At 44.6% G+C, this 13,807-nt stretch carries 17 protein-coding genes; 11 read left to right on the top strand and 6 right to left on the bottom strand.

The window, feature by feature from the left end; translation table 11 throughout:
• Positions 1-34: 34 nt before the first annotated feature.
• The 3 genes from QF06_RS12100 to QF06_RS21875 all read right to left on the bottom strand — a co-directional run bounded on the left by QF06_RS12100 (position 35) and on the right by QF06_RS21875 (position 2,126).
• Positions 35-1,489 carry an alanine/glycine:cation symporter family protein gene (locus QF06_RS12100; RefSeq protein WP_041850175.1) on the bottom strand — a complete coding sequence of 485 codons (1,455 nt, stop codon included), beginning with the start codon at positions 1,487-1,489 and terminating at the stop codon, positions 35-37.
• A 163-nt stretch (positions 1,490-1,652) separates the two neighbouring features.
• Positions 1,653-1,793: a hypothetical protein gene (locus QF06_RS21380; RefSeq protein ID WP_004398683.1), complete on the bottom strand. Its 141-nt coding sequence runs from the start codon at positions 1,791-1,793 to the stop codon at positions 1,653-1,655.
• A 6-nt stretch (positions 1,794-1,799) separates the two neighbouring features.
• Positions 1,800-2,126 carry a DUF5412 family protein gene (locus QF06_RS21875; protein WP_176217815.1) on the bottom strand — a complete coding sequence of 109 codons (327 nt, stop codon included), beginning with the start codon at positions 2,124-2,126 and terminating at the stop codon, positions 1,800-1,802.
• A gap of 204 nt (positions 2,127-2,330) precedes the next feature.
• Here QF06_RS21875 and QF06_RS21870 point away from each other — a divergent pair, with 204 nt between their 5' ends.
• Positions 2,331-2,453 (top strand): hypothetical protein, encoded by a 123-nt coding sequence (locus tag QF06_RS21870; RefSeq protein WP_003229707.1) that lies wholly within the window; start codon positions 2,331-2,333, stop codon positions 2,451-2,453.
• A 45-nt stretch (positions 2,454-2,498) separates the two neighbouring features.
• On the opposite strand, the gene QF06_RS12085 is transcribed toward QF06_RS21870, so the two are convergent.
• Positions 2,499-3,146 (bottom strand): phosphotransferase, encoded by a 648-nt coding sequence (locus QF06_RS12085; protein WP_003246159.1) that lies wholly within the window; start codon positions 3,144-3,146, stop codon positions 2,499-2,501.
• 237 nt (positions 3,147-3,383) lie between these two features.
• Between QF06_RS12085 and iolG the strand changes: the two genes are divergently transcribed.
• The 9 genes from iolG to yajC all read left to right on the top strand — a co-directional run bounded on the left by iolG (position 3,384) and on the right by yajC (position 10,832).
• The gene (gene iolG / locus QF06_RS12080; RefSeq protein WP_032726305.1) at positions 3,384-4,409 is read left to right on the top strand and encodes an inositol 2-dehydrogenase; all 1,026 of its coding nucleotides are present in this window, start codon (positions 3,384-3,386) and stop codon (positions 4,407-4,409) included.
• A 70-nt stretch (positions 4,410-4,479) separates the two neighbouring features.
• Entirely contained in the window at positions 4,480-5,787 is a 1,308-nt protein-coding gene (locus QF06_RS12075; protein WP_015483512.1) for an MFS transporter, read from the top strand.
• A gap of 47 nt (positions 5,788-5,834) precedes the next feature.
• Positions 5,835-6,347, top strand: a complete 513-nt coding sequence (bofC, locus tag QF06_RS12070; protein ID WP_003229715.1) for a sporulation cell-cell signaling protein BofC — start codon at positions 5,835-5,837, stop codon at positions 6,345-6,347.
• Between the two features lie 138 nt (positions 6,348-6,485).
• Entirely contained in the window at positions 6,486-7,091 is a 606-nt protein-coding gene (ruvA, locus tag QF06_RS12065) for a Holliday junction branch migration protein RuvA (RefSeq protein ID WP_003229717.1), read from the top strand.
• A 10-nt stretch (positions 7,092-7,101) separates the two neighbouring features.
• Positions 7,102-8,106 carry a Holliday junction branch migration DNA helicase RuvB gene (gene ruvB, locus QF06_RS12060; protein WP_003229718.1) on the top strand — a complete coding sequence of 335 codons (1,005 nt, stop codon included), beginning with the start codon at positions 7,102-7,104 and terminating at the stop codon, positions 8,104-8,106.
• A complete protein-coding gene (locus QF06_RS12055; protein ID WP_003222669.1) occupies positions 8,099-8,299 on the top strand; it encodes a DUF2905 domain-containing protein in 201 nt (66 codons plus the stop codon). Before ruvB ends, QF06_RS12055 begins: the two co-directional genes overlap by 8 nt.
• A 29-nt stretch (positions 8,300-8,328) precedes the next feature.
• On the top strand, positions 8,329-9,357 hold the full coding sequence (queA, locus tag QF06_RS12050) for a tRNA preQ1(34) S-adenosylmethionine ribosyltransferase-isomerase QueA (RefSeq protein ID WP_041850173.1): 1,029 nt from the start codon (positions 8,329-8,331) through the stop codon (positions 9,355-9,357).
• 26 nt (positions 9,358-9,383) lie between these two features.
• A complete protein-coding gene (gene tgt, locus QF06_RS12045; protein ID WP_003229725.1) occupies positions 9,384-10,529 on the top strand; it encodes a tRNA guanosine(34) transglycosylase Tgt in 1,146 nt (381 codons plus the stop codon).
• Positions 10,530-10,565: 36 nt separating this feature from the next.
• A complete protein-coding gene (gene yajC / locus QF06_RS12040) occupies positions 10,566-10,832 on the top strand; it encodes a preprotein translocase subunit YajC (RefSeq protein WP_004398708.1) in 267 nt (88 codons plus the stop codon).
• 56 nt (positions 10,833-10,888) lie between these two features.
• Here yajC and QF06_RS12035 read toward each other — a convergent pair whose 3' ends face one another.
• Positions 10,889-11,278 (bottom strand): TIGR04086 family membrane protein, encoded by a 390-nt coding sequence (locus QF06_RS12035; protein WP_031315243.1) that lies wholly within the window; start codon positions 11,276-11,278, stop codon positions 10,889-10,891.
• A gap of 197 nt (positions 11,279-11,475) precedes the next feature.
• Here QF06_RS12035 and QF06_RS12030 point away from each other — a divergent pair, with 197 nt between their 5' ends.
• A complete protein-coding gene (locus QF06_RS12030; protein WP_015483509.1) occupies positions 11,476-12,132 on the top strand; it encodes a DUF421 domain-containing protein in 657 nt (218 codons plus the stop codon).
• A gap of 3 nt (positions 12,133-12,135) precedes the next feature.
• Here QF06_RS12030 and spoVB read toward each other — a convergent pair whose 3' ends face one another.
• Positions 12,136-13,692, bottom strand: coding sequence for a stage V sporulation protein B (gene spoVB / locus QF06_RS12025; protein WP_015251562.1), 1,557 nt, complete (start codon positions 13,690-13,692; stop codon positions 12,136-12,138).
• Positions 13,693-13,807 lie beyond the last annotated feature (115 nt).

Genomic DNA, 13,807 nt, shown 5'->3' with positions numbered 1-13,807 from the left:
GGCACGATGTCATATCGGGCCGGTTTTAGTATGTTCAGGAGACACGTTCACTATCATGAGTGTATTCTTTCTCCCAGAAATCAGCGTTTTTGATACCCAGCGCTTTTGGATCAAAGACCGGGTCTAAGCCCTGCTTCTTTTGGCGCTCATAATCCTTTAAAGCAAGAAGCGCCGGCTTGGCCAGCAGCACAATGGCAATGACGTTCAGCCATACCATAATGCCAAGCCCTGCATCCCCTAATGCCCAAGCAAGTGAAGCTGTTTTCACAGTACCATAGAACGTGGCGGCTAAAATAATCAGTTTTAAGCCAAGCATCGCCCATTTGCTTTCTCTGCCTCGTGCTAAATAGGCGATATTTGTTTCTGCGATGTAGTAATACGCCATAATTGTTGTAAAAGCGAAGAAGAATAAAGCGATGGCAACAAAGCCTGCACCGAATCCGGGCAGAACACTGTCAATTGCCGCTTGTGTGAAACCAGGTCCTGCTTCTACGCCTTTAAGCTGGTGAACGATAAAGGAACCATCTGCAGCCTGGGTATTGTACATGCCGGTAAACAAGATCATGAAAGCTGTAGCGGAACATACAAACAAGGTGTCAATATAAACAGAAAATGCCTGAACCAGTCCCTGCTTGACCGGATGAGAAACCTCTGCAGCAGCTGCCGGATGCGGGCCTGTTCCCTGGCCGGCTTCGTTTGAATAAATGCCACGTTTAACGCCCCAGGAAATCGCCATGCCGATCAAGCCGCCAAAAGCGGAATCCAATGCAAAGGCGCTTTTGAATATTAATGAGATCACAGCAGGCAATTCAGACACATTCATGACAATAATAATCAAAGACAGCAGGATATATCCAATTGCCATAAATGGAACAATCATTTGCGCCGCATTGGCAATTCGTTTGACGCCGCCAAAAATAATGAACCCTAATAATAAAACCAGACCACACCCTGTGACGAAAGGAGAGATGCCGAATGCATTTTGGATCCCAGCCGCAATGGAGTTGGACTGTACGCCCGGCATTAGAAAGGCCATTGCAATAAGGGCAGCAGCGGCAAATAAGACGGCAAACCACTTAATGCCTAAGCCTTTTTCTATATAATAAGCAGGGCCGCCCCGATATTGACCGTCTTGTTTCACTTTGTAAATTTGAGCAAGCGTTGATTCTACAAAGGCACTCGCCGCCCCGATAAAGGCAATCGCCCACATCCAGAACACCGCACCGGGTCCGCCGAATGCAATTGCTGTCGCCACTCCCGCGATGTTTCCTGTGCCCACACGGCCGGACAGCGCAATCGATAACGCTTGGAAAGATGAAACGCCGGCTTCAGAGCTCTTGCCTTTGAACATCTGAACAATCATTTCTTTTAAATGTCGGACTTGTAAAAAACGGGTCATAATTGAAAAGGCGAATCCAATTCCCAATAAAATATAAATGACGGGCGTACTCCATAAGACCGCATTCAAACTAGCAACAAAATCTGCCATCAAGCTTCCCCCTCACTTCAAATTCGAATACATGTATAAAAAGGATTTTGGTCTAATCGAACTATTTCTACAATCGATTTGTCACATTATATGACCTGTAATTATCAATAAGAAGAGGAAGGGAAAAAGAAAAAACGCGGCGTATCGACTACGCTGCGTTTTTCTACAGAGGTAAACTTATGGCAATTGTTATAAAATCCTTCAGCAACAAATAGCCTAGTTCAGTCAAACCGTATATAAAGGATAAAGCAATCACAAAATGATTGAAATGCTTTTCATCATTTGTTCCGTTCATCTTATTCATGTTTCATCACCTCACTGACGCCTGCGGCGGTTCTTCACGGATCCAATGATCATCTTTTCGCCAATCATACGTTTCATCAGTATCGAGATGTAAAGTCTGATTGCCGATTTTCACTGTATTGTAATTGATCCACGTCACTGCTGGGCGGCTGTCCGGGTAATTCCAGTAGATTGTTCTCTTGACAAGTGTTTTTTCATTTACAAGTTCACCTCTGGCTGCATCTAAGCTCAAGGTGTTTTCGGATACATAAGTGTTTAACGTATAGCTGCCGTCCGGCGATTCAACAGATTGGACGAGATTGCCTTTCGGAACGTTTTTTAGTGAAAATAACATCCAATAAATGGCGCCGCCGAAGAAGACCAGCAGGGCAAACATAATAAGCGGGATGTTGCTGCGTGTCTTAATGTGACTCTCTCCCTTTTTTTCTTTCATTTTACTATATATCGGATTCATATGATCTTTACATTTCTTTAAAATTACCTTAATAAAGCAATGATAAGATGAAATAAAGCCAATAAAGGGTGAGGGGAGACAGAAATGGAAAAAACGTATTGTCATTCCGGCGAGAAGGACCCAGAAGCGGTCTACTTAACTGTGAGAGGCTATCGAATTAAGCTGTCGCCTGAACAAATGAAACTGATTTCTGCCGTCAGAAAGTAAAAAATACATGATAAAGGCAGCCGCTTGTGCGGCTGCCTTTTTGATTTAAGAATATTTTCTTTTCCGCTGTGCGAAATGCTTTTGAAACCAATCTTTCTTATATAAAAATGCGATGATCTCCAGCCAAAAACCCGGAATCTTTTTGGGGAATATCGGTTTTTTGTAGAGTGCATGATATGCGGATTTTAAGTCGTCCCACTGCGTGCATGTTTTTGTCTGCTCAAATCTCGCAACATCAATCACCCGCACCGCCCCGGTTTCTGTCAATATCAGATTCCGCAAATGAATATCTGACGGGTTCAGTCCGGCTGCCCGGGCGTCAGAAAGCGCTTCTTCAACCTGCTGAATCATGTCATCACTGATTGCAATGCCTTTCTTCAGACAGTTATAAAAGGTTTCACCTTTAATATATTCCATGAGAATAAATGAATCGCCAGTTTCGTAAATGTCAGGATAGAATGCGGACCCGGCTAATTTTTCATAGATCGCTGCTTCTTTGACTGCTGTCGCTTGATATTCCGGAAAAAATACTTTCAGCGCCATTTTTCGACCGCCTTCTGTTAAGGCAAACACATAGGCGCTTCTTCCCTTGCCGATTAGTGTTAATTCCTCGGATTTCTCTTTGACTTTATCAAATCTGCTGTTCTTGCGGTATATGACGGTATGGGCCAGTGCCTCTGCTTTTGTCAGCATTTCATTCACCTTCTTTGCTCTATTTTATGCAGCTGTTTATAGGAAAATCATAAACTGTTCAGGAAAAAGAGCCTAATGCTAGTGTATCTGGTCTTGAAGAAGAAGGCTACTTATAAGCATGAATTGTGATAAAAGAGACATAGAACGTTTAATTTCCATTCTTGAAAAGCGCTTACAAATGGGATAGTATTAATTTTAAATAAAGCGCTTTCGTGAATGATCAAGGGGGAAGAAGCCATGACAAAACAGATTGTGACAGGGATTATCGGTGCAGGCCGCATCGGCAAACTTCATGTTCAAAATATAAGCCGGATTCCTCACATGAAAATAAAAGCAGTCTCTGACATTCAGGCAAGCCGTATAAAAAGCTGGGCCGACAGTCATCAGATTGAATACATAACCTCTGATTATCGTGATTTATTACATGATCCTGATATTGATGCTATTTTTATTTGCTCTCCTACAGCCGTACATGCACAGATGATCAAAGAAGCAGCCGAGGCGAAAAAGCATATATTTTGTGAGAAGCCCGTTAGTTTCTCTCTGGACGAAACGAGTGAAGCGCTTGCGGCTGTCCGGAAACACGGGGTAACACTTCAAGTCGGATTTAACCGCCGCTTTGATCCTCATTTTAAGAAAATCAAAACGATTGTTGAAAATGGTGAAATCGGTACACCTCATTTATTAAAAATCACGTCCCGGGACCCAGAACCCCCGAATATAGATTATGTCCGTACGTCAGGCGGATTGTTTATGGATATGTCGATCCATGATTTTGATATGGCCAGATATATTATGGGAAGCGAAGTGACGGAAGTGTATGCCAAAGGGGCGGCTTTGGTGAATCCTTCTTTTGCGGAGCTGGGTGATATTGATACAGCTGTTATTACACTGACTTTTGAAAACGGTGCCATGGCTGTGATTGATAACAGCCGCCAAGCTGTGTACGGATATGACCAGCGGGTTGAGGTTTTCGGGACGAAAGGCTCTGCAGCGGCTGACAATAGCAGGCCGACAACGGTTGAGGTGTCAACAGCTGATTTTGTGATGAAGGATAAACCGCATTTCTTTTTCCTTGAACGCTATAAGGATTCATATGAGGAGGAGATTCTCCGTTTTGCAGAAGCGATCGGCACAAACCAGGAGACTCCCTGCACCGGCAATGACGGTTTACAGGCCGGAAGGATCGCCAGAGCAGCACAGCAATCGCTTGCTTTTGGCATGCCTGTCAGCATTGAGCACACTGAAAAAATCGCTTTTTAATCTAACAGGATTACAATTCAGCAAGCTTGGGTATATACTCCATTGATACTTTAAGTAGGCGGTGGAGAAAATGAATACAGTACATGCTAAAGGAAATGTTTTGAACAAAATCGGAATTCCTTCTCACATGGTTTGGGGTTATATTGGCGTTGTCATCTTTATGGTTGGAGACGGCCTCGAACAAGGCTGGCTGTCTCCTTTTCTCGTTGATCATGGTCTCAGTATGCAGCAATCCGCATCGTTATTTACCATGTACGGCATTGCTGTCACCATCTCAGCTTGGCTTTCAGGAACGTTTGTCCAAACTTGGGGGCCGAGAAAAACGATGACTGTCGGATTGCTTGCATTTATCCTCGGTTCGGCCGCTTTTATCGGCTGGGCGATTCCTCATATGTATTATCCGGCTCTCTTGGGCAGCTATGCTCTTAGAGGCTTGGGATATCCGCTGTTTGCATACTCTTTTCTCGTATGGGTGTCATACAGCACCTCTCAAAATATTCTCGGCAAAGCCGTCGGCTGGTTTTGGTTTATGTTTACGTGCGGCCTTAACGTGCTCGGCCCGTTCTATTCCAGCTATGCAGTTCCGGCCTTTGGAGAAATCAATACGCTTTGGAGCGCTTTACTGTTTGTGGCGGCAGGCGGAATTCTTGCCTTATTTTTTAACAAAGATAAATTTACTCCGATACAAAAACAAGATCAGCCGAAATGGAAAGAACTGTCGAAGGCATTTACGATTATGTTTGAAAACCCAAAGGTAGGCATCGGCGGAGTGGTCAAGACGATTAATGCGATAGGACAATTTGGATTTGCCATCTTTCTTCCTACTTATTTAGCACGATACGGGTATTCGGTTTCGGAATGGCTGCAAATATGGGGGACGCTGTTTTTTGTGAATATTGTGTTTAATATCATTTTCGGTGCAGTCGGAGATAGACTTGGCTGGCGCAATACGGTCATGTGGTTTGGCGGTGTCGGATGCGGTATTTTTACGCTGGCGCTGTATTACACGCCTCAGCTGATCGGGCATCAGTATTGGGTGCTCATGATTATCGCCTGCTGCTACGGCGCGGCTTTAGCAGGGTACGTTCCATTAAGCGCGCTTTTGCCGACGCTTGCACCTGATAATAAAGGTGCTGCCATGTCAGTGTTGAATTTGGGATCTGGTTTATGTGCGTTTATCGCGCCGGGCATCGTGAGTCTTTTCATTGGGCCGCTCGGTGCAGGCGGCGTGATTTGGATCTTTGCGGCATTGTATTTTTTCAGTGCCTTTCTGACGCGATTCTTGACAATTTCTGAGCAAAGCACAGGTGTGTATACGGAGGAACGGTTTGTCAGGGAAAATGTGCAGACAAATTTTGATAAAACGGTTAAGCAGTAGCCTCTTTGGTCAAACTAATCATAAACGTGTGCAAAGAGGTGTAGAGGGTGAAACGATTCAGCACGGCGTATCTTTTGCTGGGCATTCTTTGCTCAGCGGCAGTATTTTTAATAGGAGCTCCTTCCCGCGCACTTGGCGCGGAAGTGGAGCACTATGAGCCGCTGCAGGTGCATGTGCAGCTTGAAAAGGTGTATTTGGACGGCGATGTCAGCATTGAGCATAAGCATGAAAAAGTGTTTTCTATGGATGATTTTTGGGCAGCTTATGCCGGATGGACGCTTGTGGAACAAAAAAAGGGATATGTGCTCTTCCGGAAGCAAATGGACGATATATCTCCGCTCAGCAAGGTCAACGGGTATATCGGTGTATCGGATAATGGAGTGATTTCCACTTTTCATGGGCGGCCTGAGCCAGCTTCCGAACCAATTCAGTCTTTTTTTCAAATTGATTTAGAAAGGCTGGAAAGCCATATGCAAAAAAATCTGCTGAAAGGCATTCCATTTCGGACAAAAGCGGAGTTTGAGGATGTCATCGAACATATGAAGACATACAGCGGGTAACGTCCGCTGATTGAAGACATGTATTCATGTCTTTTTTTTCGTGAAAGAATGAGAGAGAAGCGAACATATGTTAACTTTTCTATAAGACTTTGGCTGTTTTTATGGTACAATGAAGAACAGTCAAAGAGGTGAATTTGCGTGATTGAATTTGTTAAAGGGACGATTGATTATGTATCTCCCCAATATATTGTCATAGAGAACGGCGGCATCGGCTATCAGATTTTCACGCCGAATCCGTTTATATATAAGGAGAGAAGCCAGGAAACGATTTTTACATACCATCATATCAGAGAGGATGCTTTTTCGCTTTACGGTTTTTCAACAAGAGAGGAGAAGGCGCTCTTTACAAAGCTGTTAAACGTGACCGGAATTGGCCCGAAAGGAGCACTTGCCATCTTGGGCTCGGGTGATCCCGGAGCGGTCATCCAAGCAATTGAAAATGAAGATGAAGCTTTTTTGGTCAAGTTTCCTGGAGTAGGAAAGAAAACCGCACGCCAGATAATTCTAGATTTAAAAGGAAAGCTGGCAGATGTTGTGCCTGAAATGATTGAAAATCTGTTTAATCATGAAGAAAGGCTTGAAAAGCAAACAGCGGAAACGGCTCTTGAAGAAGCACTTGAAGCCCTCAGGGTTCTCGGATATGCTGAAAAAGAAATCAAAAAGGTGCTTCCTCACCTTAAAGAAGAAATTGGGCTGACAACAGACCAATATGTGAAAAAAGCATTACAAAAACTATTAAAGTAAGGTGATGTTCATGGATGAACGGCTCGTCTCAAGTGAAGCAGACAACCATGAATCAGTGATAGAGCAAAGCCTGAGGCCGCAAAATCTGGCACAGTATATCGGGCAGCATAAGGTAAAAGAAAATTTGCGCGTGTTTATAGATGCGGCGAAAATGAGACAGGAGACGCTGGATCATGTTCTTCTGTACGGGCCGCCCGGACTCGGAAAAACAACGCTTGCTTCGATTGTTGCTAATGAAATGGGAGTGGAATTGCGGACGACATCAGGGCCTGCGATTGAAAGGCCTGGTGATTTGGCTGCTATATTAACGGCGCTGGAACCGGGAGATGTATTATTTATTGATGAAATACATAGGCTGCACAGATCGATCGAAGAGGTGCTTTATCCTGCAATGGAAGACTTTTGCCTGGACATTGTGATTGGCAAAGGCCCATCTGCCCGCTCGGTTCGGCTCGACCTTCCGCCTTTTACGCTGGTAGGAGCCACGACGAGGGTGGGGCTTTTGACGGCTCCTTTAAGAGACAGATTCGGCGTCATGTCTCGCCTTGAGTACTATACACAAGAAGAACTGGCGGATATTGTCACAAGAACCGCTGATGTATTCGAGGTTGAGATTGATAAACCATCGGCGCTTGAAATTGCAAGAAGATCGAGAGGGACGCCCCGCGTGGCGAACCGCCTGCTGAGAAGGGTGCGCGATTTCGCCCAAGTGCTGGGTGACAGCAGGATTACGGAAGACATTTCTCAGAATGCGCTGGAGCGGCTTCAGGTTGACCGCCTCGGTTTGGATCATATTGATCATAAGCTGCTGATGGGCATGATCGAAAAATTCAACGGCGGCCCAGTAGGCCTTGATACGATTTCAGCTACCATCGGCGAGGAATCGCATACGATTGAAGACGTATATGAACCATATCTGCTGCAAATTGGATTTATACAAAGAACGCCGCGTGGAAGGATCGTGACACCGGCCGTTTATCATCATTTCCAAATGGAGGCTCCCCGATATGACTGAATTTCCTAAGATCATTATGATTCTTGGTGCTGTTTTGCTTATTATCGGAGCAGTTTTGCATTTTGTCGGCAAGATGCCGGGAGATATTTTTGTAAAAAAAGGAAATGTCACGTTTTTCTTCCCGGTTGTCACTTGTATTATTATAAGTGTGGTATTATCAATTTTGCTTAATCTTTTTGGCAGAATGAAATAACAAAAGACTAGAATAAAGGTGAAATCATCATGAAAGTCGATTTATTTGATTTTGAACTACCAGAACGTTTAATTGCACAAGTACCGTTGGAGCAGCGTGATGCTTCAAGGCTGATGGTGCTCGATAAACATACAGGAGAGCTTACTGACAGCTCGTTTAAACACATTATCAGCTTCTTTAACGAAGGCGATTGTCTAGTCCTGAACAATACCCGGGTACTGCCTGCGCGGTTATTCGGCACAAAAGAGGATACCGGCGCGAAAGTGGAACTTCTTTTGTTGAAACAGGAAACCGGTGATAAATGGGAAACACTTGCCAAACCGGCGAAACGGGTGAAAAAAGGAACTGTTGTCACATTTGGAGACGGAAGATTGAAGGCAATCTGCACGGAAGAGCTTGAGCACGGCGGCAGAAAGATGGAATTTCAATATGACGGTATTTTCTACGAGGTGCTTGAATCCCTTGGAGAGATGCCGCTCCCTCCATATATCAAAGAACAGCTTGATGACAAAGAGCGCTACCAGACAGTATATTCAAAAGAAATCGGCTCTGCTGCTGCGCCTACAGCTGGCCTTCATTTCACGGAAGAAATCTTACAGCAGCTGAAAGACAAAGGCGTGCAAATTGAGTTCATCACACTGCACGTAGGCCTTGGAACGTTTCGCCCTGTGAGTGCCGATGAAGTGGAAGAGCATAATATGCATGCAGAGTTTTATCAAATGTCAGAAGAAACGGCTGCAGCCTTAAACAAAGTAAGAGAAAATGGCGGTCGGATCATTTCTGTCGGCACGACCTCGACACGCACGCTTGAGACGATTGCCGGGGAACATGACGGGCAATTTAAAACATCAAGCGGCTGGACATCTATTTTTATTTATCCGGGCTATGAATTTAAAGCCATTGACGGAATGATTACAAACTTCCATTTGCCGAAATCGTCATTGATTATGCTGGTCAGCGCGCTTGCTGGAAGAGAAAACATTCTGCGTGCCTATAACCATGCAGTCGAAGAGGAATACCGTTTCTTCAGCTTCGGAGACGCGATGCTGATTATATAATTTGAGAACAGGAGGCCTCATCAAAAGTGGCTGAACAACCAATACGCTATGAATTTATAAAAGAATGCAAACAAACAGGAGCGCGGCTGGGCAAAGTGCATACGCCTCACGGCTCCTTCGAAACGCCGGTTTTTATGCCGGTCGGCACACTGGCGACAGTCAAAACAATGTCGCCTGAAGAGCTGAAAGCGATGGATGCAGGCATCATTTTGAGCAACACTTATCATCTATGGCTTCGTCCGGGCCAAGACATTGTCAAAGAAGCGGGCGGGCTCCATAAATTTATGAACTGGGACCGCGCAATTTTAACAGATTCAGGCGGTTTTCAGGTCTTTTCTTTAAGCAAGTTTCGTAATATAGAGGAAGAGGGTGTCCATTTCCGCAATCATCTAAACGGAGACAAGCTGTTTTTATCTCCGGAAAAAGCGATGGAGATCCAAAACGCACTCGGCTCTGATATTATGATGGCGTTTGATGAATGCCCGCCATACCCGGCGGAGTACGACTACATGAAGAGGTCTGTTGAACGGACAAGCCGTTGGGCGGAACGTTGCCTGAATGCCCACAATCGTCAGGATGAACAAGGGCTGTTTGGTATTGTACAAGGCGGAGAATATGAAGATCTGCGGACACAAAGTGCGAAGGACTTGATTTCCCTGGATTTTCCGGGATATGCTATAGGCGGATTGTCTGTAGGTGAACCGAAGGATGTCATGAACCGTGTACTCGAATTTACAACACCGCTCTTGCCGAAGGATAAACCGAGATATCTGATGGGAGTAGGTTCTCCGGATGCACTGATCGACGGAGCGATCCGCGGGGTCGATATGTTTGACTGTGTGCTGCCTACACGGATTGCAAGAAACGGCACAGTGTTTACTGCTGAAGGACGACTCAATATGAAAAATGCGAAATTTGAAAGAGACTTCCGTCCGATTGATGAAGAGTGTGATTGCTATACATGTAAAAACTACACTCGCGCGTACATTAGGCACTTGATTCGCTGTAATGAAACATTCGGCCTTCGATTAACAACTTACCATAACCTTCATTTTCTGTTACACTTAATGGAGCAGGTAAGACAGGCTATTCGCGAGGATCGTCTGGGTGATTTCAGAGAAGAGTTCTTTGAGCGTTACGGCTATAACAAGCCAAATGCGAAAAGCTTCTAAATAAACATAACAGGCTTACAGAAAGGGGTGAAAATGATGACTGGCACTTTAGGTACATTGGTTCCTATTATTTTAATGTTTGCGGTCCTTTACTTCTTGCTGATTCGTCCTCAGCAAAAGCAGCAAAAGGCTGTACGCCAAATGCAAGAGGAACTGAAAAAAGGCGATTCAGTAGTGACAATCGGGGGATTGCACGGTACTGTTGACTCTATCGACGAAAGCAAAGTCGTAATTAAGACTGGTGATAACACACGTCTTACGTTCGACCGCCGCGCGATTAGAGAAGTTTCTGCTGCTGAATAACAGCAGGAGCTATACATAGCAAACAAAAAAGAGCGGGCAAGTGAGCCCGCTCTTTTTTATGTGGAAGACCTGTTTCCCCTCATGTTCACGCCGAAAATCCCGCCCAGCATGCAAACCCCTAAAAATCCCAGATGGAAGATCAGCTGTTCTGCTGTAAATGTCTTTCCGAATCCTAAATACTGAAACAATAAGATAATCAGAGAAAAACTTAAGGCAGTCAATGCTCCAATCATCCAGCCTCTTTCCTTGCCTTTCCCGCCTGAAATGAACCCGCCGATAAATAAAGAGAGAAATGAGATAGCTGTGATCAGCCAGTTAAATGATGATTCTTCCAGCGAGGTTGCGGTCAATAAAAGTGAAACCGCCAAACTTGTCAGGAGCATGGCTGCAAATATGGCGATTAAGCCGTAAAGAATGCCTTTTCCAACTTGTTTCGTCTCCTCCATGATTGTCTCCTTTCTGCCTGTATTAAAAGGCTTCTGTTCTTTTTGCACAAAGCCGTCAGACATGCTGATGGCTCGTCTTTGTAAAAATGTATTCCCTTATCCCATGAATTAGACGTAAAAGCTTTGTGAAATGCAATCGGTTTTTCTTACATAAATTGATCATTTTGTTGCAACCTATAATGAGTTGGAGGTGCATGATGGAAGAGCTTCTCACTATTGCGTTTCGCACAGTCGTATTGTATTTTGTGATATTGATCATTTTTCGTCTCATGGGCAAACGGGAGATCGGAGAGCTTAGTATATTAGATCTCGTTGTCTTTATCATGATGGCTGAAATTGCCGTTTTAGCCATAGAAAACGTAGACGATCATCTATTTCATACCATTTTGCCAATGCTTGTATTAATGATCATTCAAGTGACTTTGGCATACTTTTCTTTAAAAAACCGAAAAGTCCGCCAGCTTCTTGACGGTAAGCCGACCATAATTATCAAATATGGAAAAATTGACGAAGACGCCATGAAATCACAGCGTTATAATTTTGATGATTTAATGGTTCAGCTCAGAGAAAATAGCATCGACAGAGTAGCTGACGTATCATTTGCTATTTTAGAGCCGTCGGGCAAACTGACTATTGTTAAGAAAGAAAACAGCGGAGAGCATCGACAGCTCGAAATGCCGCTCATTATAGACGGCTTCATTCAAACAGAAAACCTGTCCAGAATCAGTAAAGATAAAAAATGGCTGCTCGAAAGTTTGCAAAAACACGGATACACAAACCCTTCAGATATTTCTTTTTGCTCGTTTACAGACGGAGAATTATTTATTGATGAAAAAGATGGGCACCGCCCGTGACCGTTATCGGACGATTAGACGTCCGATAATGGGAATGCGGCGAAGCTCATCTTTTTTAATTAAACGGAAAACGAGCAGGAGGATTATATAAATGGCGGCGCTCACCGCAATCCATCCGGCTAGATTGACAGCCTCAGATGCTCCAAAGCTTATATATTGTTTGATGGCGGAGCTGATAAATCCGCAAATTACAATAACAGCGAAGCTGAGCGCATACTCCTTGATTTTGATGCTGATCGGCAGCACTTTGCTTACGGTTGCTGCGTGCAATAGCGTGACGAGCACCATGCCTGTCACAATGGCTAATGCCGCGCCCATAATGCCAAGAGAAGGCCTTGTGGCAAGGACAAAAATAAGGCCTGTTTTGACAAGCGCTCCGATTAAGCTGTTCATCATCGCAGCTCCAGCCAAATTAAGCGCCTGCAGCACAGCTTGAAGCGGGCCTTGGAAATAATAAAGCAGAAAAAACGGGGCCATTACTTTTATAAATACAGCTGCGCCTGAGGAACCGTACATCACTCTCATCAGCTCATCTGCAAATACAAATAAAATAACAACTGAAATGCCTCCGCTGAGCAGACAGAGACGCATCGCCTGTTCCAAGCGGTATTCCACCACCTGCAATTTTTTCTGCTCCATTCCTTCACTGATCGCAGGAACAAGCGCGGTCGACAAAGAATATGTAATAAAGCTGGGCAGAGTCAGCAGCGTCATGGCAAAGCCGGTCAGTTCCCCGTATTGCTTTGTTGCGGCAACTGTTGCCACACCGGCGATGGCAAGGCTTTGAGCGACGACGATTGGCTCGAAAAACCAAGAGAGGTTTCCGATAAAGCGGCTCCCGGTTGTTGGAAGGGACACGCTCATTAATTGGGTAAAGGTTTGTTTTCCGTTTTTAATTGACTGGAAAAAATGCTTTCTGATTTTAATTGTCTTTTTATACTTAAAGCAAACGAATAAATAAAGAAGTGATGCCAGCTCCCCTGCCACTGAGGATAGCATTGCTCCCGCTGCAGCATATTCAATTCCGTAAGGGAGAAAAATCGTTGTGCAGACAGCCACGAGTGAAATCCGGACGACCTGTTCAAGGACTTGTGACATAGCAAGCGGGTTCATATTCTGCTTTCCTTGAAAGTATCCCCTTAGCACACTCGATATAGCAATAATCGGCACAACCGGCGTAATGGCCAAGAGCGGATACAGTGTTCGCTTATCTGTCAGCATCGTTTCAGCCATAACCGGGGCGAAAAACAGAAACAGCGGTGTAAAGATGAGGCTGAGCACTCCCGTGATGGTCAGAGACATGACTAAAATATTTTTCGTTTTTTGATGATCTCCGCGCGCACTGGCTTCAGCGACTAGCTTGCTGATCGCGACCGGCAGACCGAATTGAGTTAATGTAGTGGCCAAGAAGAAGGTAGGCGCCGCCATCATGTAAAGCCCGACTCCTTCTTCACCGATAAAACGGGCGATAACCACCCGGTTGACAAACCCGAGCATTCTTGTAACCATTCCTGCTGCGATAAGGATAAGAGTGCCCTTTAAAAACGTCTGTTTCGCCATTTTTACCCCCTGCCTTCTCAAACTACCTGGAATCATATACAATAAAGATATGCGTATATATCGTCCAAGCATGACAAGTCTTCTTGAAAAACAATAAAAAAGGAGCGTGGAATTC

Origin of the sequence: Bacillus sp. YP1, assembly GCF_000877815.1 — a bacterium.
Taxonomy (GTDB): domain Bacteria; phylum Bacillota; class Bacilli; order Bacillales; family Bacillaceae; genus Bacillus; species Bacillus subtilis.
Note: the sequence above shows the minus strand (reverse complement) of the source record. Positions and strands in the feature narration are given on the sequence as shown.

Bases quoted from the DNA above. Each gene is read 5' to 3' on its own strand.
- QF06_RS12100 (WP_041850175.1), bottom strand. From the start codon at position 1,489: ATGGCAGATTTTGTTGCTAGTTTGAATGCGGTCTTATGGAGTACGCCC.
- QF06_RS21380 (WP_004398683.1), bottom strand. From the start codon at position 1,793: ATGAATAAGATGAACGGAACAAATGATGAAAAGCATTTCAATCATTTT.
- QF06_RS21875 (WP_176217815.1), bottom strand. From the start codon at position 2,126: ATGTTATTTTCACTAAAAAACGTTCCGAAAGGCAATCTCGTCCAATCT.
- QF06_RS21870 (WP_003229707.1), top strand. From the start codon at position 2,331: ATGGAAAAAACGTATTGTCATTCCGGCGAGAAGGACCCAGAAGCGGTC.
- QF06_RS12085 (WP_003246159.1), bottom strand. From the start codon at position 3,146: ATGCTGACAAAAGCAGAGGCACTGGCCCATACCGTCATATACCGCAAG.
- iolG (WP_032726305.1), top strand. From the start codon at position 3,384: ATGACAAAACAGATTGTGACAGGGATTATCGGTGCAGGCCGCATCGGC.
- QF06_RS12075 (WP_015483512.1), top strand. From the start codon at position 4,480: ATGAATACAGTACATGCTAAAGGAAATGTTTTGAACAAAATCGGAATT.
- ruvB (WP_003229718.1), top strand. From the start codon at position 7,102: ATGGATGAACGGCTCGTCTCAAGTGAAGCAGACAACCATGAATCAGTG.
- QF06_RS12055 (WP_003222669.1), top strand. From the start codon at position 8,099: ATGACTGAATTTCCTAAGATCATTATGATTCTTGGTGCTGTTTTGCTT.
- queA (WP_041850173.1), top strand. From the start codon at position 8,329: ATGAAAGTCGATTTATTTGATTTTGAACTACCAGAACGTTTAATTGCA.
- yajC (WP_004398708.1), top strand. From the start codon at position 10,566: ATGACTGGCACTTTAGGTACATTGGTTCCTATTATTTTAATGTTTGCG.
- QF06_RS12035 (WP_031315243.1), bottom strand. From the start codon at position 11,278: ATGGAGGAGACGAAACAAGTTGGAAAAGGCATTCTTTACGGCTTAATC.
- QF06_RS12030 (WP_015483509.1), top strand. From the start codon at position 11,476: ATGGAAGAGCTTCTCACTATTGCGTTTCGCACAGTCGTATTGTATTTT.
- spoVB (WP_015251562.1), bottom strand. From the start codon at position 13,692: ATGGCGAAACAGACGTTTTTAAAGGGCACTCTTATCCTTATCGCAGCA.